This window comes from Kitasatospora sp. NPDC024654 (assembly GCF_055559155.1).
This window is the reverse complement of sequence record NZ_JBVHLF010000012.1, coordinates 69,425-90,853: the sequence shown is the minus strand read 5'-3', so window position 1 is coordinate 90,853 and position 21,429 is coordinate 69,425. Positions and strand designations below refer to the sequence as shown.

The window sequence follows — 21,429 nt, the reverse complement described above, 5'->3', positions numbered from 1 at the left end:
ACTCCCCCACAGCTCGGCCATAGCGAGTTGACAATCATTTCCAATTAAGATGAGAATGATTGTCATGATGTTGCGCCGCCTCCCCACCTCGATAGCCCTGGCCGCCACCGCGCTGACCGGGACGCTGCTGCTCGCCGCCTGTGGCAACGGCTCCACGGCCACCAGCGGCGACGGCCGACTGAAGGTGGTGGCGTCGTTCTATCCGATGCAGTACCTGGCCGAGCAGATCGGCGGCGACCACCTCGAGGTGACCGGGCTCACGCCGGCCGGTGCCGAGCCGCACGATCTGGAGCTGACGGCCAAGCAGGTCGGCACCGTCCAACAGGCCGGTGTGGTCCTCTACCTCAAGGGCCTGCAGCCCACCGTGGACAAGGCCGTCGCCGAGTCGAACGCCAGCCAGGTGGTGGACGCCGCCGCCGCGTCCCCGCTGGTCGACCACCACCTCGACGAGGGCACCGAGGGCCACGACGGTCACCCGTCGTCCGAGGCGGCCGGCGATCCGCACATCTGGCTGGACCCCACCCGCTACGCGGCGGTCGCCAGGAACGTCGGCGACGGGCTGGCCAAGGCCGACCCCACCCACGCCGCCGACTACCAGCAGCGCACCGAGGCCGTGGTGCAGCGGCTCGACGGGCTGGACCAGCAGTACCGGGACGGGCTGCGGGGCTGCTCCGGCAAGGCCTTCGTGACCAGCCACGCCGCCTTCGGCTACCTCGCCGACCACTACGGCCTGCAGCAGATCGCCATCAACGGCGTCGACCCCGAATCCGAGCCGACCCCGGCCCGGCTCGCCCGGATCCAGCAGGCCGCCAAGGCCAACGGGGTCTCCACGATCTTCTTCGAGACGCTGGCCAGCCCCAAGCTGGCCGATTCGGTGGCCCAGGACCTCAAGCTGAAGACCGCGGTGCTGGACCCGATCGAGGGGGTCAAGGCCCCGACCCGGTCCGACTACTTCTCGGTCATGGGCCAGAACCTCGACAACCTGCGCACCGCCCTCGGCTGCGCCAGTGGGGGCTGACCCCGTGACCAACACCCCCGTCATCCGGCTGCGCGGCGCCGTCGCCGCCCTCGGCGGCCGCCCGGTGCTGCGCGGCGTGGACCTCACCGTCCGCCCGGGCGAGGTGGTCGCCCTGCTCGGCGCCAACGGCTCCGGCAAGTCCACCACGGTCAAGGCCGTGGTCGGCTCGGTCCCGCTTCAGGACGGCGAGCTGGCGCTCTTCGGCACCCCGCTCGCCGGGTTCCGCGCCTGGCACCGGATCGGCTACGTCCCGCAGCGCACCACCACGGCCGGCGGCGTCCCGGCGACCGTGCGCGAGGTGGTCGCCACCGGACGGCTGCCGCTGCACCGGCTGCTGCCGCTGCGCCGCCGGGACCGGGCCGCCGTGGACCGCGCGCTGGACGCGGTCGGCCTGCTCGACCGGGCCGGCGACGGCGTCGCCGACCTCTCCGGCGGCCAGCAGCAGCGGGTGCTGATCGCCCGCGCCCTGGTCGGCGCGCCGGACCTGCTGATCATGGACGAGCCGATGGCCGGGGTGGACCTGGCCAGCCAGCGGGTGCTCGCCGACGCCCTGCGCCAGGAGGTCGCCCGCGGCGCGGCCGTGCTGCTCGTGCTGCACGAACTCGGGCCGCTGGAGCCGCTGATCGACCGCGCGGTGCTGCTGCGCGACGGCCGGGTGGTCCAGGACGGACCGCCCGACGCACACCACCGCCTGTTCACCGCCCAGGGAGTGCCGGCATGACCGAGATGCTCTCCTTCGCCTTCATGCAGCGCGCGCTGCTGGCCGCCCTGCTGGTCGGCGTCACCGCGCCGAGCGTCGGCATCTACCTGGTGCAGCGCCGGCAGGCCCTGATGGGCGACGGCATCGGCCACGTCGCACTCACCGGCGTCGGCCTCGGCCTGGTCTTCCGGACCAGCCCGGTCTGGATGGCCGTGCTGGTCTGCGTGGCGGCCGCGGTGATCATGGAGCTGGTGCGCTCGCGCGGCAACCAGCGCGGCGACATCGCGCTGGCGATGCTCTTCTACGGCGGGATGGCCTGCGGCCGGCTGCTGATCAGCAAGGCCCCGACGGCCAGCGGCACCGGCGGCAGCCTGGACAGCTACCTCTGGGGCTCGATCCTCGCGGTGGACTCGTCCGATCTGCTGACCACCGCGGTGCTCGGCGCCGTGGTGATCGCGGTGACCCTGGGGCTGCGCCGGCAGCTCTTCGCGGTCTGCCAGGACGAGGAGTTCGCCAGGGTCACCGGGATCCCGGTGCGGCTGCTCAACCTGCTGCTCGCGGTGATGGCCGCGGTGACCGTGACGGTCGCCATGCGGGTGGTCGGCCTGCTGCTGGTCAGCGCGCTGATGGTGGTCCCGGTGGCGGCGGCGCAGCTGCTCACCCGTTCGTTCCTGGCCACCCAGGCACTGGCGATCGGGCTCGGCGTGCTGGTCTCGCTGGGCGGGGTGGGCCTCGCCTACCAGGCCGACGTGCCGCCCGGGTCGGCGATCGTGCTGCTGGCGATCGCCTGCTTCGCGCTCTTCAGCGCGCTGGCCGCGCCGCTGGCCCGCCGACGGCACCGGAGGGCGGCACCGGCCGCGCTGCCGGGCCAGCGTGCGGACGGCGACGACCTGCGGCCGGCGGCCGCCGAGGAGGACCCGGTCGGGAGTGCGAGGCTGGCACAATGAGGGGTGACCCGCCCCATCCACAGGAGGAGCACCGGTGACCACCGCAGGCCCGTCGCCACGAGCCCGATCCACCCGTCAGCGCGCCGCCGTCTCCGCCGCACTGGACGAGATCGAGGACTTCCGCAGCGCGCAGGAACTGCACGACATGCTCAAGCACCGGGGCGACTCGGTCGGCCTGACCACGGTCTACCGCACCCTCCAGTCGCTGGCCGACGCCGGTGAGGTGGACGTGCTGCGCACCGCGGACGGCGAGGCGGTCTACCGGCGCTGCAGCAGCGGGCACCACCACCACCTGGTCTGCCGGCACTGCGGCAGCACGGTCGAGGTGGAGGGCCCGGCGGTCGAGCGCTGGGCCAACACGGTGGCGGCGGAGCACGGGTTCACCGACATCGCGCACACCCTGGAGATCTTCGGCACCTGCGGCGACTGCGCGGCCAAGCAGCGCTGAACAACGTCCGTGGGGCCGTGTCCCGGTCGGGACGCGGCCCCACGGACGTCGGATCAGCGCTGCGCCGGCACCGGCTCGCCCGGGGCGACCTCGTTCGGCAGCGCCCCGCCGAACCGGCGGTCGCGCATCGCGAACTGCTCGCAGGCGCGCCACAGATCGCGCCGGTCGAAGTCCGGCCAGAGCACGTCCTGGAACACGAACTCCGCGTAAGCCGACTGCCAGAGCAGGAAGTTGGAGGTGCGCTGCTCGCCGCTGGGCCGCAGGAACAGGTCCACGTCCGGCATGTCCGGGTGGTAGAGGTACTTCGCGATGGTCTTCTCGTTGACCTTCTTCGGGTCCAGCTTCCCGGCCGCCACGTCGGCGGCGATCGCCGCGGTGGCGTCCGCGATCTCGGCCCGGCCACCGTAGTTGACGCACATGTAGAGGGTGACCTGGTCGTTGCCCCTGGTCTGCTGCTCGGCCACCTGGAGCTCCTGGACCACGCTCTTCCAGAGCTTGGGCATCCGGCCGGCCCAGCGGATCCGCACGCCCAGCGCGTCGAGCTCATCGCGGCGGCGGCGGATGACGTCCCGGTTGAAGTTCATCAGGAACTTGACCTCGTCCGGGGAACGCTTCCAGTTCTCGGTGGAGAAGGCGTAGAGCGAGACGTTCTTCACGCCCAGCTCGATCGCGCCGGCCAGCACGTCGAGCACCACGCTCTCGCCGACCTTGTGCCCCTCGGTGCGGGGCAGGCCGCGCTCCTTGGCCCAGCGGCCGTTGCCGTCCATCACGATGGCGACGTGGTTCGGGACCAGCTCACCGGGGATCTTCGGCGGCTGGGCGCCGCTGGGGTGCGGGGTCGGAGGAACGTACTCCTTCTGCTTGCTGCCACCGAAGAGCCGTCGCGCTGCCATGCTCACTTCTCCACGTATCTCATCGAGCGGATACCCCGCTCAAGGTGCCACTGCAGGTAGGCGGCGACCAGACCGCTGCCCTCCCGCCAGTACCTGGGTTCGCAGGTGTCGGCCGTCTGCCAGTCTCCGGACAGCAGCGCGCCGAGCAGGACCAGTGTCTCAGGGGAGGGTACGGCACATCCGGGCACTCGGCAGTCCGCGCAGAGCACGCCGCCCGCCTGGAGCGAGAAGAACCGGTTGGGCCCGTCCAGTCCGCACCTGGCGCAGTCGGTGAAACTGGCACCGTATCCGTTGACCGCGAGCGACCGCAGCAGGAAGGCGTCCAGCACCAGGTGCGACTCGTGCAGGCCGGCGGCGAGCGTGCGCAGGCCGCCGACCAGCAGCAGGTACTGCTGGACGGCCGGTTCGCCCTCGTTCTCGGCGAAACGTTCCGCCGTCTCCAGCATCGCGGTCCCGGCGGTGTAGCGGCCGTAGTCGGTGACGATGCCGCCGCCGTAGGGGGCGATGGTCTCCACCTGGGTGCAGAGCGGCAGCGAGCGCCCCACCAACTCGCTGCCACGGCTGAAGAACTGCACGTCCACGTGGGAGAACGGCTCCAGCCGGGCGCCGAACTTCGACTTGGTCTTGCGGACCCCGCGGGCCACTGCCCGGACCTTGCCGTGCTGGCGGGTCAGCAGGGTGATGATCCGGTCGGCCTCGCCGAGCTTCTGGGCCCGGAGCACCACGCCGTCGTCGCGGATCAGGCTCATCGCGCGGCCGTCCGGTGCTCGGAACGGGCTCGTTGGGGATGCCGGGCCGCACGGGGACGGCAGGACAGGATGGCCATCCACCCATTCTCCCGCACCCGCGGAGGCGGCCGGGCCATCGGCCCGGGCCCTGACAGCCGCGCGCCCGCACCGGGGGCTACGGGGGAGCCGGTGCGGGTCGCGGCGGGCCCGGAGGGGGGATCGGGCCCGGTTCGGGTGCCGTACAGCGGGGCCGGTGCGGGGCTAGTGCGGGGTACGGGTGGCGGCCTCCAGCAGCCGGCCGACGGCCTGCTCGCCCAGCCGCAGCCGACCGCCCACCGCGGTCAGCGTCGCACGCTCCTGCGGCAGGTACCGGCCGTCGGCCAGCGCGATCCAGGCGCCCTGCAGCAACAGCCGCTCCCGGCCCTGCTGGCTGAGGTGCGGGGCCAGCGGTTCGAGCGCGGCGTGCAGTTCGATCGCCAGCCCGCCGCCCACGCCGTGCACGTCGAACGGCTCGCCGTCGCCGCGACCGGAGAGCGCGGCCAGCGCGGCCAGCACCTGGGCCTCGCCGCAGTCCTCGAAGCCGGCCGCCCGGATCACCTCGCAGGCCTCGCCGCGGACCGCCGCCGAGCCCGTCCCGCCGGCCGCGAGCACGGCCAGCGCGATGGTGTACTGCGCGTCGCGCAGCATCCCGGTCAGCCGGACGCAGGTCGGGGCCTCCAGGCTCTCCACGCCGTACCGGCCGTGGCAGGAGGTGCACTGCACGCTGCCCAGCACCGGGCCGAGCGGCAGCAGTGGCGTGCCGAGCAGCCGCAGCCACCGCCGACCGTGCTGCCGGCGGTAGTTGCGGTCTCCGCCACAGCCGGGACAGAAGAAGTCGCCGAGAACATCCGTCCGCCACCTCGGGCGAACACCCCACAACCGTGTCACGGCGCCAACTCCCCAGACATGGCAGGCGGCCTGCACGTCGACCGGCAGGTCTCGCGACCGGAAGTGCGGGTGGTCCCACCGACCCCGTTTCCGGTGCGTCGATGTTGCCATGGTTGCCGGGATGTGTCAGTACCCCGAACGCCGGCAGGACGGAAAAAGTGTGTCCCAGGCCACACCTGCGACCGGAGTCCACTCCTGCGGGTCAGTGGGGCCGCGCGGTTGACGGCCGGGCACGCCCGAGGGCCGCCGCGGCGAGCGACGGCCCTCGGGATCGACGCGGGGATCGAGCGGGGTCAGCGGCGGCCGCTCCGGTTGACCGCGCTGATGATCGCCTTCAGCGAGGCGCGCACGGTGTTGCCGTCGATGCCGACGCCCCACAGCACCTGGCCGTCCACCGCGCACTCCACGTACGCGGCGGCCTGGGCGTCGCCGCCCTCGCTCAGCGCGTGCTCGGCGTAGTCCAGCACCCGGACGTCCACCCCGATCGTGGCCAGCGCGTCCGCGAAGGCGGAGACCGGGCCGTTGCCGCTGCCGCTCAGCGTGGTGGCGACGCCGTCCACCAGCGCGGCCACCGCCAGCGCGTCGCGTCCGTCCTCGGTGGTCAGGCTCTGCTGCTCGCGCAGGCTGATCCGGCCCCACGGGTTTCGCTCGGTGGGCAGGTACTCGTCCTGGAAGACCTCCCAGATCGCGGCCGGGGTGACCTCGCCGCCCTCGGCGTCGGTCTTGGCCTGGATGATCTTCGAGAACTCGATCTGCATCCGGCGGGGCAGGTCCAGCTTGTGGTCGTTCTTCAGGACGTACGCGATGCCGCCCTTGCCGGACTGGCTGTTGACCCGGATCACGGCCTCGTACGAGCGGCCGACGTCCTTGGGGTCGATCGGCAGGTACGGGACGCCCCAGGTGTACTCGCCGACCGGCACGCCGGCCGCCGCCGCGTCCGCCTCCAGGGCGTCGAAGCCCTTCTTGATGGCGTCCTGGTGCGAGCCGGAGAAGGACGTGTAGACCAGGTCGCCGGCGTACGGGTGGCGCTCCGGCACGTTCATCTGGTTGCAGTACTCGTAGGTGCGCCGGATCTCGTCGATGTCCGAGAAGTCGATCATCGGGTCGACGCCCTGGGAGAACAGGTTCATCCCGACGTTGACCAGGTCCAGGTTTCCGGTCCGCTCGCCCTGACCGAACAGGCAGCCCTCGACCCGGTCGGCACCGGCCATGACGGCCAGCTCGGCCGAGGCCACGCCGGTGCCGCGGTCGTTGTGCGGGTGGGTGGAGAGCGCGACGAACTCGCGGCGCGACAGGTTGCGCGACATCCACTCGATCTTGTCGGCGTAGACGTTCGGGGTGCAGCGCTCGACCGTGGTCGGCAGGTTCAGGATGATCTCGCGGCCCTCGCCGGGCTGCCAGACGTCCATCACGGACTCGCAGACCTCCAGCGCGAAGTCCAGCTCGGTGTCGATGAAGATCTCCGGCGAGTACTGGTAGCCGAAGACCGTCTCCTCGCCCAGCAGCTTCTCGGCGTACTCCATGACCAGCCGGGTACCGTCCACCGCGATCGCCCTGATGTCGGCCTTGCTGCCCCGGAAGACCACCCGCCGGAACAGCGGCGAGGTGGCGTTGTACAGGTGGACGGTGGCGCGCGGGGCGCCGACCAGCGACTCCACGGTCCGCTCGATCAGGTCCTCGCGGGCCTGGGTCAGCACCGAGATGGTGACGTCCTCGGGGATCGCGCCGTCGGTGATCAGCGAACGGACGAAGTCGAAGTCGGTGGCCCCGGAGGACGGGAAGCCGACCTCGATCTCCTTGTAGCCCATCCCCACCAGCAGGTCGAACATCTTGCGCTTGCGGGCCGGCGACATCGGGTCGATCAGCGCCTGGTTGCCGTCCCGCAGGTCCGTGGAGAGCCAGCGCGGCGCCCGGGTGATCACCTTGTTCGGCCAGGTGCGGTCCGGCAGCTCGACGGTGCCGAACGGCACGTAGCGGCCGAAGGGCATGCCGGACGGCTGCTGCCGGACGCTCGCCGCGGTGATCGGAGTGGGCCGGTCGATGAACGCGCGAGCGACGGAGGACTGCTCGGTCATAGTGAGACTCTCGGCTTCTGTTCGAATGCGGGCTGGTCGGGGTGGCACTCACCCGACGGGCCGACTCGTGCGGCGCAGCGCTTCACAGGGATGCGCACAGCACAGACCCCGCGGCGAGGGAGCCGGCCTGGATTCGGTTTACAGGCCCTCGCCGCGGCAGCTAAGAAGAAGCAGCCCGTAACGCATGATGCTGCCAGGGTAGCCCAGGGCTCCGACGAGCCGAAGCGAACCAGGACAACGTTCCACTCCGTGAGACGGCGGGCCGCTCCGCCGCCGCGCGACCGGCTGTGACCTGGCTCGCAGCGACGGAGTTGGCGGAACCCGGGCGAAGCCGAGCGCTGCGTAGCAGACTGACGACCATGCGTATCCAGGTGACCAGGACCGGCGGCCTCATGGGGCGCACCACCAGCGCCGAACTGGACACCGAGCGACGACCCGACGCGCCGCACGTGCACGCGCTCACCCGCGAGGCGGTGGCCGGGGCCTCCCGGCAGCCGGCCTACGGGGTACCGGACGGCTACCACTACACGATCATCGTGGACGGCCGGACGGTGCACTGCGCCGATCCACAACTGACAGACTCCCAGCGCGAGTTGGTGTCCCTTGTGCTGCACCAGGGGGTCGCCCGCTGACGGACGCGGTGAAGCGCAGCCCGGCCGGCACCGCCGCGTCGACGGCCCGGACGGCCGGCCCCGAGCCGGCGAAGAGGCCCGGCAGCACCGGGATGACGCAGCCGTCCCGCCCGTACACCACCCGACCCGGGCCGCGCACCTCGACGCCGACCACCGAGGAGTACGGCAGCTCGCACAGCTCGCCGCCCGGCGAGCGCAGGACCAGCCCCCGGTCGGTCACCCAGAGCGGGGCCTCCCGGGCGGCCCCGCTCAACAGCCCGGTCCCGGCGCCGCGGCCGGAGCTGTCGCCCGGCGCCCGGCGGGGTGCGGTGCGCGCCGCAGCGGTGGGCGGGCAGGCCGGCCGCCGCCAGCCCCGACCCGGCGCCGCGAGGCACCACCAGCAGCGCCCCACCCAGCGCGCCGGCGAACGCCTCGCGCACCTGGTCCACCGTCAACTCCTTGAGTGCGGCGAGCTCCTCCTCCGGCGAGCGGTGCTGCCAGCCGAGCAGCTCGGCGTGTGCCCGGGCGAACGGCTCGGCCGGGTCGAGCGGCTGGTCGGCGGCGCGGGCGAGCCGCTCGGCCAGCTCCGCCGCACTGGGCCCGTCCGCGGCCAGCCGCCGGGCCTCGGTCCAGAGCAGTTCGGCCAGGCCCGGGTCCGCGTCGGACACGTGGACGATCCGCTCGCCCCACCCGGGTCCGGTCAGCACGGACTCCTGCTCGACCCGGTCCTCCAGCGCCACCCGGAGCCGCCCGGCCAGCACCGTCATCGCCAACCGCACGGCCGCGTCGGCCAGCTCGACCCGGACCGCGAGGCCAGACCCGGACACCCCGGCGGCCCGCCAGGACGGCCCGGCGGGCAGCACCGGCTCGGCCGCCCCGAGGATCGGACGGCGCCCCGGCGGCAACGGCAGGCGCAGGCCCTCCGGGGGCGGGCCGGTCAGCAGCAGGACGGCGTTGCCGGCGTGGAAGTACCGCTGCGCCCGGTCGCGGACCGCCTCGGCCGGGATCCCGCCCCACTCCGGGTACGGCGCCAGGCCCGGCCCCTGGATCCCGTAGCGGTGGGCGAGCAGGGCGCCGACCGTCGGGCGGGGCAGCGCATCGCCCACGGGGCCGGCCCGCCCCGCCGACGGCTCGGCCAGCGCCCGGCAGACCCCTTCGAGGAAGCCGGCCACCTGCTCCGGACGGCCGGCGCAGCCGAACTCGGCGAGCTCCAGGGTGACCGTGGCGTGCTGCCGGCACCCGAGCCGCGGCAGCGCGCCGAGCGTCCGTCGGGCGACCAGGCGGGTGACGCCCCGGGTCCGGAAGGTCTCGTCGCGGACGCCGCAGCCGAACAGCAGGGCGGCCTCCAGCGGGCCGGGGCCGTCCTCCCCGCTGGGGGCCGGCTCCCAGAGCACCGGTACGCCGTCGATCAGATCACGCTGCACCAAATGATCATATGAAGCCAGTTTCCAACGTCAAGCAGGGTTCAAGAGAAAACCAAGGGAAGGCAAAGTCGCCCTTTCCGCTGATCCGGCCGATTCAGAAGCCCAGCTTGCGCAGCTGCTTGGGGTCGCGCTGCCAGTCCTTGGCCACCTTCACGTGCAGGTCCAGGTAGACCGGCGTGCCGAGCAGCGCCTCGATGTGCTTGCGGGCCGTGGTGCCCACGTGCTTCAGTCGCGCGCCCTTCGCACCGATCACGATCGCCTTCTGGCTCTGCCGCTCGATGTAGACGTTGGCGTGGATGTCGAGCAGCGGGCGGTCGGCCGGGCGCCCCTCGCGCGGGATCATCTCCTCGACCACCACGGCCAGCGAGTGCGGCAGCTCATCCCGCACCCCCTCCAGCGCGGCCTCGCGGATCAGCTCGGCGACCATCACCTGCTCGGGCTCGTCGGTCAGGTCGCCGTCCGGGTAGAGCGGCGGGCTGGTCGGCAGCAGCGGGGTGAGCAGGTCGGCCAGCAGGTCGACCTGCTTGTCGCCGACCGCGGAGACCGGGATGATCTCGGCCCACTCGATGCCCAGCTCCACCCCGAGCTGCTGGACCGCGATCAGCTGCTCGGCCAGCCGCTTGGAGTCCACCAGGTCGGTCTTGGTGACGATGGCCACCTTGGGGGTCTTCCGGATCTCGGCCAGCTCCTTGGCGATGAACTTGTCGCCGGGGCCGAGCTTCTGGTCCGCGGGCAGACAGAAGCCGATCACGTCGACCTCCGCCCAGGTGCTGCGGACCAGGTCGTTGAGCCGCTCGCCGAGCAGGGTGCGCGGCTTGTGCAGACCGGGCGTGTCCACCAGCACCAGCTGGGCGTCCGGGCGGTGCACGATGCCGCGCACGGTGTGCCGGGTGGTCTGCGGGCGGTCCGAGGTGATCGCGACCTTCGTCCCCACCAGGGCGTTGGTCAGGGTCGACTTGCCCGCGTTGGGACGGCCGACGAAGCACGCGAAGCCCGCGCGGTGGGGGGCTGCCGGGGAGGAGGGAGTGTCGCTCATGCGCACCATTCTCCCTGATCACCCCGGGCCCCCCGGACCGCCGGACCGGGCGCGGTGACCCGGCTCACTTCCGTCGCGAGGTCAGCGCACCGATCAGCGTCAACACCAGCAGCGCGATCGAACCCGCCAGCCAGTACGGCGAGTGCGTCTCGTGCCACCGCCCCATGCCCATCACCACCACGAGCAGCGCGGCGAAGAAACCCAGCGCCCCCATCGCTCACCCCCAGTCAGGGCGAGGTTATCGGTAATTCATTCGATCGGCGGTGGGCCTACCGGGGGTGACCGGACGTCGGATCAGGCCTCGGACCGACCGCGGAGCGCACCGTCCGGACCGGCCAGCAGCAGCGGGGTGCCGGCGCCGCCCAGGTCGCGGACCGCGGCCAGGTCCTCGGCCGCGGGCTCCGCCGCCGCGGTCACCACGGCCGCCGCCTCCAGCCCCTTGGCGCCGCTGGCCACCGCCATCGCCACCGCCGTCTGCACCGCGCTCAGTCGCAGCGAGGGCAGCGCGACCGTGCCGGCCACGTACGTCCGGCCGGTCTCGTCACGGACCGCCGCCCCCTCCGGCACGGCGTTGCGGGCCCGGGCCGAGCGGGCCAGCGTGATGATCTTCCGGTCTTCGGCGTCCGGGCCGTGATCAAGGTCAGTCATGCTGCCGAGCATAGGACGCCCGGCCCCCAACGGGCACGGGCGTCCACCGAGTGGTCCGCACCGTGGACGACCGGCGCTACTCGCCCTCGTCCGGGGCGCCGGCGGTCGCGTGCACCGGGGCCGTCACGATGGTGCCGATCCGGTTGCGGCGGCCGGCCGAGCTCTCGGCGGTCAGCCGGATGCCGGCCAGGCCGTCCGGGGTGTCCGGGGGGAGCGGGATCTCGCAGGCGGAGCCGGGGATCGGCACCCGTCCGAGGTGTTTGGCGAGCAGGCCACCGACCGTCTCGACGTCCTCGTCCGCCAGCCGGATGCCGAACAGCTCCCCGAGGTCCTCGACCAGCAGCCGGGCGGTGACCCGGTACGAGCCGTCGCCGAGGTCCTCGATCGGGGCGATCTCCCGGTCGTACTCGTCGGTGATCTCACCGACGATCTCCTCCAGGATGTCCTCGATGGTGACCAGGCCGGCCGTGCCGCCGTACTCGTCGATCACGATCGCCACGTGCGAGCGCATCTGCTGCATCTCGCGCAGCAGGTCACCGGCCGGCTTGCTGTCCGGGATGAAGACGGCCGGCCGCATCACCGCGTCCACCGGCTCCGATTCGGCGTCCCGGTTGACGTGGGTGCGCCGGACCAGGTCCTTGAGGTAGACGATGCCGACCACGTCGTCCTCGTTCTCGCCGACCACCGGGATCCGCGAGAAGCCGGAGCGCAGCGCCAGGGTGAGCGCCTGGCGGACGGTCTTGTTCCGCTCGATCATCACCAGGTCGGTGCGCGGCACCATGACCTCACGCACGATGGTGTCGCCCAGCTCGAAGACCGAGTGCACCATCCGGCGCTCCTCGTCCTCGATCAGGTCGTCCTTCTCCGCCAGGTCGACCAGCGCCCGCAGCTCCGCCTCGGAGGCGAACGGCCCCTCGCGATAGCCCTTGCCCGGGGTCAGCGCGTTGCCGAGCAGGATCAGCAGCCGCGGGATCGGGCCGAGTACCCCGGCCAGCGGCAGCAACACGAAGGAGGCCGCGGTCGCGGTGGTCAACGGGTGCTGGCGGCCGATGGTGCGCGGCGAGACGCCCACCGCCACGAACGAGACCAGCACCATCACGCCGAACGCCAGCAGCACCGCCTGCCAGGCCTGCTGGAGGTTGCGCACGCACACCACGGTCACCAGGACCGCCGCCGCCATCTCGCTGGCCACCCGGATCAGGGTCGCCAGGTTGAGGTAGCGGATCGGGTCGCTGGCCATCACCAGCAGCCGCTGCGCGCCCCGCCGGCCGCTGCGCAGGGCCTCCTCGGCGCGGAACCGGGAGACCCGCGAGATGCCCGCCTCGGCGCAGGCGGCCAGCCAGCCGAGTACCACCAGCAGGCAGGCCCCGATCAGGAAACTCGTACTGTCAGCGCTCATCGGATCAGTGGGTGGTGGGCGCCGGGGAGATCCCCGTCAGCCCGCGACCGGCCCGCCAGTCGTCCAGGATCCGCTTCTGGAGGGCGAACATGGTCTGCTCCTCCTCCGGCTCCTCGTGGTCGTAGCCGAGTACGTGCAGCACCCCGTGCACGGTGAGCAGCTGCAGCTCCTCGTCCATCGAGTGGTTGGACGGCGCCGCCGCGCCCTGCGCCTTGGCCACCTCCGGGCAGAGCACGATGTCGCCGAGCAGTCCCTGCGGCAGCTCCTCGCCCTCCTTGCCCGGGCGCAGCTCGTCCATCGGGAAGGACATCACGTCGGTCGGGCCCGGCAGGTCCATCCACTGGATGTGCAGCTGCTCCATCGCCTCGCTGTCAACGATGATCACGGACAGTTCGGACTGCGGGTGGATCCGCATCTTGTCGAGGGCGAAGCGGGCGACGTCGAGGATGGACTCCTCGTCGACGTCCCAGCCGGACTCGTTGGCGATGTCGATGGACATGGGGAGGTCTGTGCTCAGCTTTCGGTGCGGTGGGGCTGTCGGGGGGTACGGGTGCGCGGGCCGCGCGGGGCCGACTTGCGCGGCGCCGGGCCGGACTCGTCGCCGTTCTCGGCGTCCCAGCGTTCGTAGGCGTCCACGATCCGGCCGACCAGCTTGTGGCGCACCACGTCGGTGCTGGTCAGGATCGAGAAGTGGATGTCCGGGATGTCGGCCAGGATCTCCTGGACCACCTTCAGGCCGCTGCGGGTACCGCTCGGCAGGTCGATCTGGGTGGTGTCGCCGGTGACCACGACCTTGGAGTTGAAGCCGAGGCGGGTCAGGAACATCTTGATCTGCTCGGGCGAGGTGTTCTGCGCCTCGTCCAGGATGATGAAGGCGTCGTTCAGGGTCCGGCCGCGCATGTAGGCGAGCGGGGCGACCTCGATGGTCCCGGCGGCCATCAGCCGGGGGATCGAGTCCGGGTCCATCATGTCGTGCAGCGCGTCGTAGAGCGGGCGCAGGTACGGGTCGATCTTCTCGTAGAGGGTGCCGGGCAGGAACCCGAGCCGCTCGCCGGCCTCGACCGCCGGGCGGGTCAGGATGATCCGGTTGACCTCCTTGGCCTGCAGCGCCTGCACGGCCTTGGCCATCGCCAGGTAGGTCTTGCCGGTGCCGGCCGGGCCGATCCCGAAGGTGATGGTGTGCTTGTCGATCGCGTCGACGTAGCTCTTCTGGTTGAGCGTCTTGGGCCGGATCGTGCGGCCGCGGTTGGAGAGGATGCTCGCGGTGAAGACCGAGGACGGGCTCGTGCCGGCGCCGTCGGGGTTGCCCGCGTTGGCCTTCAACATCGCGATCGAGCGCTCGACGGCGTCCTCGGTCAGCGGCTGGCCGGTCCGCAGCACCAGCATCATCTCGCGGAACAGCTGCTCGACCAGGGCGATCTCGGCCCGGTCGCCGGTCGCGGTGACCTCGTTGCCCCGGACGTGGATGTCGGTCTCGGGGAAGGAGCGCTCGATCACTCGCAGGAGGGAGTCGGTGGCACCGAGCAGGGTGACCATCGGGTGCTTCTCGGGAATCACGATCCGGGCGCTGAACCCGTTGGTGCCCTGGGTGCGGGACTGTGCGGTGTCACTCATCGGTTCGCTCATGGGTCGGCGCTGAGGCCTGCCTCATCCCATCCGTGGTCTCGGGGTGGCCACTCGGTCGGTTTCCGAGGCCACCAGGGTACGCCGCGCAGGTGTTCGCCGGTGTCGCGCGGCCTGATCGATGGTGCGACAGCGGACCCGCCGGCGCCACCTTTTTTGCTGCCGCGTCCGGTCAGCGCCGGGGCGGCAGCGGGATCCGGGCCAGATCCTCGGCCAGCACCAGTTCACCGTCGAACTCCGCCCGAGCCTCGGCCAGGTGCCCGGCCAGGTCCGGATAGCGCTGCGAGAAGTGGGTGAGCACCAGGGTCCGCACCCCTGCCGCGGCGGCGGCGCGGGCGGCCTGGCCGGCCGTGAGGTGGCCGTGCTCCTCGGCCAGGTGGGCCTCGGCCGCCAGGAAGGTCGCCTCGACCACCAGCAGGTCGGCGCCCTCGGCCAGCGCCGCCACCCCGTCGCACAGCCGGGTGTCCATCACGAAGGCGAACCGCTGGCCGCGCCGGGGCTCGCTGACCTCGTCCAGGGTGACCGTCCGGCCGGCCAGCTCCAGCCGGCCCTCGCGCTGCAGCCGGCCGACCGCCGGGCCGCGCAGCCCGAGCACGGCCAGCCGCTCGGGCAGCAGCCGGCGGCCGTCGGGCTCGGTCAGCCGGTAGCCGAAGGACTCCACCGGGTGCGAGAGCCGCACCGCCTCCAGCGCGAACGGCGCGCCGGTGGCGTCCAGCGGGCCGGGCCCGGCGACCGGGTGCGGGCGCAGCTCGACCGTCTCGTGGAACGCGGTGGCCTGCCGCAGCCGGTCGAAGTAGGCCTGCCCGGAAGCCGGGTAGTAGGCGTGCACCGGGTGCGGCACCCGGTCCAGGTTGATCCGCTGGATCACGCCGGCCAGGCCCAGGCTGTGGTCGCCGTGGAAGTGCGTGACGCAGATCCGGGTCAGGTCGGTGGCCGAGACGCCCGCGTGCAGCATCTGCCGCTGGGTGCCCTCCCCCGGGTCGAAGAGCACCCCCTCGCCGTCCCAGCGCAGCAGGTAGCCGTTGTGGTTGCGGTGCCGGGTGGGCACCTGGCTGGCCGTACCGAGGACGACGAGTTCGCGCTGCGTCACCGGATCAGACCAGGCCCTCGTGGAAGGCCTGGCCGCCGAGCACGTGCACGTGCGCGTGGTAGACGGTCTGGCCGGCGGCCGCGCCGGTGTTGAAGATCAGCCGGTAACCCGACTCGGCGATCTTCTCCTCGGCCGCCACCTCGGCCGCCTCGGTCAGCACCGCGGCGGCCAGCTCCGGGTCGGCGGCGGCCAGGGTGGCGGCGTTCGGGTAGTGCGCCTTGGGGACCACCAGGACGTGCGTCGGGGCCTGCGGGTTGATGTCGCGGAAGGCCAGCGTGCGGTCGGTCTCGCGGACCACGGTCGCCGGGATGTCCCGCGTGACGATCTTGCAGAAGATGCAGTCGGGGTCGGGCAGGTCGGCCATCGGTCGGGCTCCAGGAGGGATGACGGACAAGGGGTGTGACGTGCCGCCAAACTACCGGACGGCGCCCGGCGGTCCGCTCGCGGGCGGACCGCCGGGCGCCGGCCGGCGGGCTCAGCGCCGCGGGCCCGGCGGCGGGAGCGGCGGTGCCGCCTTGGCCGGCCGCTCGGCCAGCGCGGCCAGCGCGATCCGGACCGCCTCGACCAGCTGCGGGTCCTCCCCGGCCGCCCAGTGGTGCGGCCCGATCGACACCTCGACGTCCGGGTCGACCCCGTGGTTCTCCACGCCCCAGCCGTAACCCTCGATCCAGGTCGCGTACTTGGGCTGGGTGACGCCGGTGCCGTCGACCAGGCTGTAGCGCGAGTCGATGCCGATCACGCCGCCCCAGGTCCGGGTGCCGACCACCGGGCCGATCCCGAGCGCCTGGATCGCGGCGTTGACGATGTCGCCGTCCGAGCCGGAGAACTCGTTGGCCAGCGCCACCACCGGGCCGCGCGGGGCGTCCGCCGGGTAGACCTCGGGGGTGGCCACGTCGCGGGCCAGGCCCCAGCCGACCACCCGGCGGGCCAGCTTCTCGACGATCAGCTGCGAGGTGTGGCCGCCGCGGTTCTCCCGCAGGTCGACCAGCACCCCCTCCTTGGCCATCTCCACCCGCAGGTCGCGGTGGAGCTGGGCCCAGCCGGCGCTCAGCATGTCCGGCACGTGCAGGTAGCCGAGCCGTCCGCCGGAGCGCTCGCGGACCTCGGCGCGCCGGCCGGCCACCCAGTCGTGGTAGCGCAGCGCCTCCTCGTCGGCCAGCGGGACCACCACCGCGTGGCGGACCGTGCCGTCCGCGCCGCGGACCGACAGCTCCACCGGCCGACCCGCGGTGCCGGCCAGCAGCGGAGCCGGTCCGCGGACCGGGTCGACCGGGCGGCCGTCGACCGCGAGCAGCGCGTCCCCGGCCCGGACCGCGACGCCCGGCGCGGACAGCGGCGAGCGGGCCCGCGGGTCGGAGGACTCACCGGGCAGCACCCGGGCGACCCGCCACTCCCCGCCGTCCCGGACCAGGTCCGCGCCGAGCAGCCCCTGCCGGCGGGCCGGCTCGGTGCCCCAGCCGGGTGGGGAGACGTAGGCGTGCGAGGTGCCCAGCTCGCCGACCACCTCCCAGAGCAGGTCCACCAGGTCGTGGTGCGAGCCGAGCCGGTCGACCAGCGGGCGGTAGCGGTCCAGGACGCCGGCCCAGTCGACCCCGTCCAGATCGGCCCGCCAGAAGTTGTCCCGCATCAGCCGGCCGTTCTCGTCGAACATCTGCCGCCACTCGGCCGCCGGATCGACGGTGACCCGCAACCGTTCCAGGTCGACCCGGGTCTCGTCGTCCTCGCCGGGCTTGCGGTCCGCGGGGACGATCCGGAGCTCGGCGCCGTCCAGCACGGCGAGCCGGCTGCCGTCGCCGCTGACCGCGAAGGTGTCGACGCTGTCGGTCAGCTGCTCCAGCCGCAGCTTGCGCAGGTCGAAGCGCTCCAGCACCGGGCCGGGCCGCTCGTCGTCCAGCGAGGCGGCCTCGTCGCCCAACTCGCCGAGGAGCGGCAGCCTGGTCCAGAGCACGCCGTCCCGGGCCGCGCGCAGGCTGCCGAACCGGCCGGCCTCGACCGGGAACGGAACGATCCGGTCCGCCAGGCCGGGCAGGTCGACGGTGGTGGTGACCACCGCCTCCTCGCCGTCGGCGGCCTTCTCCTCGCGGTCCTCGCCCTCGGCCGGCCGCCCGGCCCGCTGCGGCCCGAACGGCGACGGGGTGTCCGCCGCCAGGGTGACCAGGTACGGGCGGGCGCCGCCGGGGAAACCGAGGTCGAAGGTGTGCGCGTCGTAGACCGGGTCGAAGTTGCGCACCGACAGGAAGGCCAGGTGCCTGCCGTCGGCGGTGAAGACCGGCGAGGTGTCCACGAAGCGCTGGGGGGTCGCCTCGCTGACGGTGCCCCCGGTGAGGTCGGCGAGCATGATCTGCCGCAGCGACCAGGGGCTCAACGCCGGCTGCGACCAGGCCAGCCAGGCCGAGTCCGGTGCGAAGGCCAGCCCGCTGACCTCGCCGTCCGCGCTGCGGGCCAGCTCCCGCACGGCGCCGTCGGAGAGCGTGACCAGCAGCACCCGGCCGTCGTGCGCGGCCACCGCGGCCCGCTTGCCGTCCGGCGAGACGATCAGCCCGAGCACCCGGCCGAGCTGCCCGGCGGCCAGCCGGCGACGCTCGGGGCCCAGCGCGTCCGGGGCGTACTCCAGGGCGTCGTCGCCGGCTGCGTCGGTGACCCAGAGCGCGCCCTGTGCCGTGCCCTCGCCGGTCGGCGGCACCACCTGGGCCAGCCGGGACCGGGTGCCCGGGGTCTCGTCCAGCACCCGGGCCGGTCCCTCCCGGTGGGTCAGCCAGTGCGCGGTGCCGCGGACCACCACGGCGGCGGCCCGGCCGGTGCGGTCCGGGCTGACCGTCTCCAGCCGGCCGGCGGCGGCCACCGGGTACGGGCGGCGGCCGGTGCGCGGGCCGCCGAGCCGGACGTCCAGCCGGCGCGGGGTCGCGGCGTCGAGGTCGTCCAGGATCCACAGGTCGCCGGCGCTGTGCCAGACCACCCGGGTGCCGTCGGTGGCGGCGTTGCGGGCGTAGAAGCCGTCCGCCCGCGCATGGGCGCGCAGGTCGGAGCCGTCGGGGAGGCTGGAGTAGAGCCGGCCGGTGCCCTCGTGGTCGGAGAGGAAGGCGATCCTCGCTCCTCGGTGGGGCCCGTCGCCGAGCCAGAGCGGGGAGTCCAGGTTGCCGTCCAGCTCGGCGTGCAGGCGGACGAACCCTCCCCCACCCGGGCTGCCGATCCAGAGCTTCCCGGCGGTGCCACCGCGATAGCGCTTCCAGTGCGCGGGCTCCCGGCTGAAGGCGGAGAGCAGCAGCACGCGGTCGCCATCGGGCTCGAAGGCCAGCCCGCCGACCGGACCGTACGGCAGCCGGCGCGGCTCGCCGCCGTCCAGCGGGACGGCGTGGGCCCAGGTCCGGCGGGGGGTGGCCTGCCCGGCGGAGGTGATCGCCACCGGCTCGCCCTGCGGGGTCCAACCGCGCACCAGGCCCTGACCGGCGGAGCCCCAGTGGGTGAGCCGCTCGGCCGGGCCGCCGTCCACCGGCGCGGTGTACACCTCGGCCGAGCCGTCCCGGTACGAGGTCCAGGCGAGCCGGCGGCCGTCCGGCGAGAAGCGCGGGTGGGCGACCGGGAAGCGGTCGGCGGTCACCCGCCAGGCCCGGCCGCCATCGAGGGGGGCGAGCCAGACGTCGTCCTCGGCGACGAAGGCCAGCAGGTCGCCGTGGAGGTGCGGGTGGCGCAGGTAGGCGCCGGCGGAGGTGCTCACGGGTTCCGTCACGGCGTCAGGGTATGCGCGACGGCCGCGGCCCGGAGGGCTTTCTTTGACAGCGAACGACGGGTGGGGCGGCTCGGGCTCAGGACCAGCGGCCGGTGCGACCCAGCAGCAGCGCGCCGGCGGCCACCCCCGCGGTGGAGGTGCGCAGCACGGACGGGCCCAGCCGGTACGGCCGGGCGCCCGCCTCGGCGAAGGCGGCCAGCTCCTCGGGGGCGACCCCGCCCTCCGGCCCGACCACCAGCACCAGGTCGCCGCCGCCGGGCAGCTCGGCGGTGGCCAGCGGCTCGGCGCCCTCCTCGTGCAGCACCGCGGCGAAGGCCGCCGCGGCCACCAGCGGGCCGAGCTGTCGGGTGGTCATCGGCTCGCGCACCTCGGGGAAGCGCAGCCGGCGCGCCTGCTTGCCCGCCTCGCGCGCGGTGGACCGCCACTTGGCCAGTGCCTTCGCGCCGCGGTCGCCCTTCCACTGGGTGATGCAGCGGGAGGCCGACCACGGGATCACCACGTCCACCCCGACCTCGGTCATGGTCTCCACCGCCAGCTCGCCCCGGTCGCCCTTGGGCAGCGCCTGCACGACGACGATCCGCGGGCTCGGCCCCGGTTCCGCGCGCAGCACGTCGAGCGTGACGTCCAGCGCGTCCTTGCCGTGCACCACGCTGACCGTACCGTCGCCGCCGAGGCCCAGGCCGTCGGTCAGGGTGACCGCCTCGCCGGCGGTCAGCCGCTTGACGGCGGCGGCGTGCCGGCCCTCGGCGCCGTCCAGCCGGACCACCGTGCCGGGGGTCGCGGCGGCGAGCCGGGCGGTGTCGACGACGAAGACGGGCGCGGTCATGGGCGTTCCTGGAAGTGGGTTCTCTGGGGGAGAAGCCGGGGCAGCCGGCCGACGACGGGTCGGCCGGCCATCCCGGTCAAGCGGTTCAGCGGCCGTTGAACGCGTCCTTCAGGCGCGAGAAAAGCCCCTGCTGGCCGGGCGCGAAGTGGCCGGAGGGCCGCTCCTCGCCGCGCATCACCGCGAGCCGGCGCAGCAGCTCCTCCTGCTCGACGTCGAGCTTGGTGGGCGTCTGCACCTCGACATGCACTATCAGGTCGCCCCGGCCGCCGCCGCGCAGGTGGGTGACGCCCCGCCCGTGCAGCGGGATCGACTGGCCGGACTGGGTGCCGGGCCGGATGTCGACCTCCTCCAGGCCGTCCAGGGTCTGCAGCGGCACCTGGGTGCCGAGTGCCGCGGCGGTCATCGGGATGGTCACCGTGCAGTGCAGGTCGTCGCCGCGGCGCTGGAAGACCGCGTGGTTGGTCTCGGCGATCTCGACGTAGAGGTCGCCGGCCGGGCCGCCGCCGGGGCCGACCTCGCCCTCGCCGGCCAGCTGGATCCGGGTGCCGTTGTCCACACCGGCCGGGATCTTGACGGTGAGCGTGCGGCGGGCGCGCACCCGGCCGTCGCCGGCGCACTCGGGGCACGGGGTCGGCACGACCGTGCCGAAGCCCTGGCACTGCGGGCAGGGGCGGGAGGTCATGACCTGGCCCAGGAAGGACCGGGTGACCTGGGAGACCTCGCCCTTGCCGCGGCACATGTCACAGGTCTGCGCGGAGGTGCCGGGGGCCGCGCCCTCGCCGCTGCAGGTGGTGCAGGTGACCGCGGTGTCGACCTGGAGTTCCTTGGTGGTGCCGAAGGCGGCCTCCTCCAGGGTGATCTCCAGCCGGATCATGGCGTCCTGGCCGCGCCGGGTGCGCGAGCGCGGGCCGCGCTGGCCCGAGGCGGCGCCGAAGAAGGCGTCCATGATGTCGGAGAAGCCGAAGCCGGCCGCGCCGGCGCCGAAGCCGCCCGCGCCGCCCCCGCCGTTCGGCGAGAGCGGGTCGCCGCCGAGGTCGTAGACCTGCCGCTTGGCGGGGTCGGAGAGCACCTCGTAGGCGGCGTTGATCTCCTTGAACCGCTCCTGCGTCTTCGGGTCCGGGTTGACGTCCGGGTGCAGTTCGCGTGCGAGGCGCCGGAACGCCTTCTTGATCTCGTCCTGCCCCGCATCCCGTCGGACGCCGAGTACCGCGTAGTAGTCCGTGGCCACCAAATGCTCCGCTTGTTCCGCCTGTAGAAGTGCTTGCGACTGGTCTCGGCCACCTGCCGGATCCGGCAGGTGGGTGCTTCT

General features: G+C 73.3%; 21 protein-coding genes. 5 read left to right on the top strand and 16 right to left on the bottom strand.

Translation table 11 applies throughout. The features are described 5' to 3' along the window. The first annotated feature begins 64 nt into the window (after positions 1-64). Genes ACZ38L_RS10280 through ACZ38L_RS10265 form a run of 4 tightly spaced genes read left to right on the top strand, consistent with a single transcriptional unit; the run spans position 65 to position 3,113 of the window. Positions 65-1,018: a metal ABC transporter substrate-binding protein gene (locus ACZ38L_RS10280; RefSeq protein ID WP_465691183.1), complete on the top strand. Its 954-nt coding sequence runs from the start codon at positions 65-67 to the stop codon at positions 1,016-1,018. 4 nt (positions 1,019-1,022) lie between these two features. Beyond that, positions 1,023-1,739 (top strand): metal ABC transporter ATP-binding protein, encoded by a 717-nt coding sequence (locus ACZ38L_RS10275; RefSeq protein ID WP_465691181.1) that lies wholly within the window; start codon positions 1,023-1,025, stop codon positions 1,737-1,739. Next, entirely contained in the window at positions 1,736-2,665 is a 930-nt protein-coding gene (locus tag ACZ38L_RS10270) for a metal ABC transporter permease (RefSeq protein WP_465691179.1), read from the top strand. Before ACZ38L_RS10275 ends, ACZ38L_RS10270 begins: the two co-directional genes overlap by 4 nt. 34 nt (positions 2,666-2,699) lie before the next feature. Further along, a complete protein-coding gene (locus ACZ38L_RS10265; protein ID WP_396564120.1) occupies positions 2,700-3,113 on the top strand; it encodes a Fur family transcriptional regulator in 414 nt (137 codons plus the stop codon). A 53-nt stretch (positions 3,114-3,166) separates the two neighbouring features. Here the strand turns inward: ACZ38L_RS10265 and ACZ38L_RS10260 are convergent, their stop codons facing one another. The 4 genes from ACZ38L_RS10260 to leuA all read right to left on the bottom strand — a co-directional run bounded on the left by ACZ38L_RS10260 (position 3,167) and on the right by leuA (position 7,736). After that, positions 3,167-4,006 carry an isoprenyl transferase gene (locus ACZ38L_RS10260; RefSeq protein WP_465691177.1) on the bottom strand — a complete coding sequence of 280 codons (840 nt, stop codon included), beginning with the start codon at positions 4,004-4,006 and terminating at the stop codon, positions 3,167-3,169. A 2-nt stretch (positions 4,007-4,008) separates the two neighbouring features. Beyond that, positions 4,009-4,755, bottom strand: coding sequence for a DNA repair protein RecO (gene recO, locus ACZ38L_RS10255; protein WP_465691175.1), 747 nt, complete (start codon positions 4,753-4,755; stop codon positions 4,009-4,011). Between the two features lie 240 nt (positions 4,756-4,995). After that, positions 4,996-5,661 (bottom strand): TerB family tellurite resistance protein, encoded by a 666-nt coding sequence (locus ACZ38L_RS10250; protein ID WP_465691173.1) that lies wholly within the window; start codon positions 5,659-5,661, stop codon positions 4,996-4,998. 293 nt (positions 5,662-5,954) lie between these two features. After that, the gene (gene leuA / locus ACZ38L_RS10245; protein ID WP_465691171.1) at positions 5,955-7,736 is read right to left on the bottom strand and encodes a 2-isopropylmalate synthase; all 1,782 of its coding nucleotides are present in this window, start codon (positions 7,734-7,736) and stop codon (positions 5,955-5,957) included. Between the two features lie 359 nt (positions 7,737-8,095). Here leuA and ACZ38L_RS10240 point away from each other — a divergent pair, with 359 nt between their 5' ends. Next, positions 8,096-8,368, top strand: coding sequence for a protealysin inhibitor emfourin (locus tag ACZ38L_RS10240; protein ID WP_396564129.1), 273 nt, complete (start codon positions 8,096-8,098; stop codon positions 8,366-8,368). Here ACZ38L_RS10240 and ACZ38L_RS10235 read toward each other — a convergent pair. The 12 genes from ACZ38L_RS10235 to dnaJ all read right to left on the bottom strand — a co-directional run bounded on the left by ACZ38L_RS10235 (position 8,260) and on the right by dnaJ (position 21,348). Next, positions 8,260-9,771, bottom strand: a complete 1,512-nt coding sequence (locus ACZ38L_RS10235) for a peptidase M16 family protein (RefSeq protein ID WP_465691169.1) — start codon at positions 9,769-9,771, stop codon at positions 8,260-8,262. The genes ACZ38L_RS10240 and ACZ38L_RS10235 overlap by 109 nt on opposite strands. Before the next feature lie 94 nt (positions 9,772-9,865). Next, on the bottom strand, positions 9,866-10,816 hold the full coding sequence (era, locus tag ACZ38L_RS10230) for a GTPase Era (protein WP_396564133.1): 951 nt from the start codon (positions 10,814-10,816) through the stop codon (positions 9,866-9,868). A gap of 55 nt (positions 10,817-10,871) precedes the next feature. Next, complete coding sequence (locus ACZ38L_RS10225; RefSeq protein WP_396564135.1) at positions 10,872-11,021, bottom strand: hypothetical protein; 150 nt, start codon at positions 11,019-11,021, stop codon at positions 10,872-10,874. An 80-nt stretch (positions 11,022-11,101) separates the two neighbouring features. Beyond that, positions 11,102-11,455 (bottom strand): cytidine deaminase, encoded by a 354-nt coding sequence (locus ACZ38L_RS10220; protein ID WP_465691166.1) that lies wholly within the window; start codon positions 11,453-11,455, stop codon positions 11,102-11,104. A 76-nt stretch (positions 11,456-11,531) separates the two neighbouring features. Next, complete coding sequence (locus tag ACZ38L_RS10215; RefSeq protein ID WP_465691164.1) at positions 11,532-12,854, bottom strand: hemolysin family protein; 1,323 nt, start codon at positions 12,852-12,854, stop codon at positions 11,532-11,534. A gap of 4 nt (positions 12,855-12,858) precedes the next feature. After that, on the bottom strand, positions 12,859-13,353 hold the full coding sequence (ybeY, locus tag ACZ38L_RS10210) for an rRNA maturation RNase YbeY (RefSeq protein ID WP_396564140.1): 495 nt from the start codon (positions 13,351-13,353) through the stop codon (positions 12,859-12,861). A gap of 14 nt (positions 13,354-13,367) precedes the next feature. Continuing rightward, the gene (locus tag ACZ38L_RS10205; protein WP_465691162.1) at positions 13,368-14,468 is read right to left on the bottom strand and encodes a PhoH family protein; all 1,101 of its coding nucleotides are present in this window, start codon (positions 14,466-14,468) and stop codon (positions 13,368-13,370) included. A gap of 181 nt (positions 14,469-14,649) precedes the next feature. Then, positions 14,650-15,567 (bottom strand): ribonuclease Z, encoded by a 918-nt coding sequence (locus ACZ38L_RS10200; protein ID WP_465691160.1) that lies wholly within the window; start codon positions 15,565-15,567, stop codon positions 14,650-14,652. A gap of 4 nt (positions 15,568-15,571) precedes the next feature. Next, positions 15,572-15,931, bottom strand: a complete 360-nt coding sequence (locus ACZ38L_RS10195; protein WP_465691158.1) for an HIT domain-containing protein — start codon at positions 15,929-15,931, stop codon at positions 15,572-15,574. 111 nt (positions 15,932-16,042) lie between these two features. Then, complete coding sequence (locus tag ACZ38L_RS10190; protein ID WP_465691156.1) at positions 16,043-19,294, bottom strand: S41 family peptidase; 3,252 nt, start codon at positions 19,292-19,294, stop codon at positions 16,043-16,045. 76 nt (positions 19,295-19,370) lie between these two features. Next, positions 19,371-20,120, bottom strand: coding sequence for a 16S rRNA (uracil(1498)-N(3))-methyltransferase (locus ACZ38L_RS10185; protein WP_465691154.1), 750 nt, complete (start codon positions 20,118-20,120; stop codon positions 19,371-19,373). Between the two features lie 85 nt (positions 20,121-20,205). Then, positions 20,206-21,348 carry a molecular chaperone DnaJ gene (gene dnaJ / locus ACZ38L_RS10180; protein WP_465691152.1) on the bottom strand — a complete coding sequence of 381 codons (1,143 nt, stop codon included), beginning with the start codon at positions 21,346-21,348 and terminating at the stop codon, positions 20,206-20,208. Positions 21,349-21,429: the final 81 nt, after the last annotated feature.

What these genes read in the sequence shown, in the direction of transcription:
- ACZ38L_RS10205 (WP_465691162.1), bottom strand. Translation starts at nt 14,468, where the DNA reads ATGAGTGACACCGCACAGTCCCGCACCCAGGGCACCAACGGGTTCAGC.
- ACZ38L_RS10185 (WP_465691154.1), bottom strand. Translation starts at nt 20,120, where the DNA reads ATGACCGCGCCCGTCTTCGTCGTCGACACCGCCCGGCTCGCCGCCGCG.
- recO (WP_465691175.1), bottom strand. Translation starts at nt 4,755, where the DNA reads ATGAGCCTGATCCGCGACGACGGCGTGGTGCTCCGGGCCCAGAAGCTC.
- ACZ38L_RS10220 (WP_465691166.1), bottom strand. Translation starts at nt 11,455, where the DNA reads ATGACTGACCTTGATCACGGCCCGGACGCCGAAGACCGGAAGATCATC.
- ACZ38L_RS10225 (WP_396564135.1), bottom strand. Translation starts at nt 11,021, where the DNA reads ATGGGGGCGCTGGGTTTCTTCGCCGCGCTGCTCGTGGTGGTGATGGGC.
- ACZ38L_RS10260 (WP_465691177.1), bottom strand. Translation starts at nt 4,006, where the DNA reads ATGGCAGCGCGACGGCTCTTCGGTGGCAGCAAGCAGAAGGAGTACGTT.
- ACZ38L_RS10215 (WP_465691164.1), bottom strand. Translation starts at nt 12,854, where the DNA reads ATGAGCGCTGACAGTACGAGTTTCCTGATCGGGGCCTGCCTGCTGGTG.
- ybeY (WP_396564140.1), bottom strand. Translation starts at nt 13,353, where the DNA reads ATGTCCATCGACATCGCCAACGAGTCCGGCTGGGACGTCGACGAGGAG.
- ACZ38L_RS10280 (WP_465691183.1), top strand. Translation starts at nt 65, where the DNA reads ATGATGTTGCGCCGCCTCCCCACCTCGATAGCCCTGGCCGCCACCGCG.
- ACZ38L_RS10195 (WP_465691158.1), bottom strand. Translation starts at nt 15,931, where the DNA reads ATGGCCGACCTGCCCGACCCCGACTGCATCTTCTGCAAGATCGTCACG.
- leuA (WP_465691171.1), bottom strand. Translation starts at nt 7,736, where the DNA reads ATGACCGAGCAGTCCTCCGTCGCTCGCGCGTTCATCGACCGGCCCACT.
- ACZ38L_RS10270 (WP_465691179.1), top strand. Translation starts at nt 1,736, where the DNA reads ATGACCGAGATGCTCTCCTTCGCCTTCATGCAGCGCGCGCTGCTGGCC.
- era (WP_396564133.1), bottom strand. Translation starts at nt 10,816, where the DNA reads ATGGTGCGCATGAGCGACACTCCCTCCTCCCCGGCAGCCCCCCACCGC.
- ACZ38L_RS10240 (WP_396564129.1), top strand. Translation starts at nt 8,096, where the DNA reads ATGCGTATCCAGGTGACCAGGACCGGCGGCCTCATGGGGCGCACCACC.